Origin of the sequence: Peptoniphilus indolicus ATCC 29427 (assembly GCF_000227315.1) — a bacterium.
Taxonomy (GTDB): domain Bacteria; phylum Bacillota; class Clostridia; order Tissierellales; family Peptoniphilaceae; genus Peptoniphilus; species Peptoniphilus indolicus.
Genome location: NZ_JH165114.1, coordinates 1 through 1,326, shown reverse-complemented (window position 1 = coordinate 1,326; position 1,326 = coordinate 1). Strand labels below are relative to the sequence as shown.

Sequence of the window (1,326 nt, the reverse complement as noted above, 5' to 3'; positions counted from 1 at the left end):
ATTACTGTTTCAAGGCTTTTTATAAATAGAAGTTAAAAGAAGTGGAGAGGTGAAAATATGGACTATATATCAAAAGTATATTATAAGGATTTTAAAAATTATGAAAAAATCTATAAAAATAGGTATGAGTTTGAGACTACATTAAGGTTAGATTTGAAAATAAATCCTTACAAAACAAATGAAAATTTAAGTTTATATTATGTTTTTAACAACGAAACTTCAAGATACTTAGATTTAGTAAGAGAAAATGATAATCGGCTTAATGAAATTGAATTAAAGTTGCCTGAAGTGGCGAAAAAATCTTTGCTTAAAGATATTATTTCCAGTGAACTACAAAGTTCAAATGAACTTGAAGGGGTGGAAAGTAGCAGAGAACAAATAGCCGAAACAACTAGAGAGATAATCGAGAATAAGAAATTAACAAATGACAGATTAGTGAGCATGATTAAGTCGTATATATATTTATCAGGTGAAGATATATTAAAACTTCCAGAAGATAGTAAAGATATTAGGAAAATATATGACCATATTACCAAAGGTGAATTAGAAAAAGATTGTATTCCTGACGGTAAAATTTTTAGGGAAAATGCTATTTATGTTCAGAAGAAAAATACTGTTTCTGGAGAATGCATCCACGAAGGTATTTTAGGGGAAGATAATATTTCTGAGCATATAAATATGATGTTAAATTTTTTAAATGATAATACAATTCCACTGTTATTAAGAACTGCAATAGGGCATTATTATTTTGGATATATACATCCGTTTTATGATGGAAATGGTAGAACAGGGCGTTTTATAAGTAGTATGTATATAAAAGAAGATTATGGTTATTTAACGGCTATGTCATTAGCTAGAGGAAGCTTTTTGAAGAAAAATGATTATTACAGAGCTTTTGATATCACTAATTCTGTAAAAAACAAAGGAGAACTCAATTATTTTATTGATACTTTTTTGAGTATTTTAATTGAGGGGCAATTTGATATTATAGAAAATTTAATAGATAAAGTAGAAAAACTCGACAAAATTCACGCAAAAATAATGAATGATAATACTTTAGATACTGATGTAAAAAAAGATATAATGTTTATACTTTCACAAGATTATTATTTTAATTATAATAGCGGAATAGAAAGAGAAGATATAATTGGATATTTAGATGGATATTATGCAAAAACAATAAGAGATGAAATTAGTGATTTAGAACAAGAAGGATTGATAATAAAGGTTAAGGGTAGACCTATCATTTATTGTGCAAATAGTAATTATTTTGAATAAAATTTATTGCAGATAATACAGAATAGAGTATACTACCTTAAACGCTAT

General features: G+C 26.3%; 1 protein-coding gene. It reads left to right on the top strand.

Translation table 11 applies throughout. The features are described from left to right. Positions 1–57: 57 nt before the first annotated feature. The gene (locus HMPREF9129_RS10190; protein WP_040553266.1) at positions 58–1,278 is read left to right on the top strand and encodes a Fic family protein; all 1,221 of its coding nucleotides are present in this window, start codon (positions 58–60) and stop codon (positions 1,276–1,278) included. Positions 1,279–1,326 lie beyond the last annotated feature (48 nt).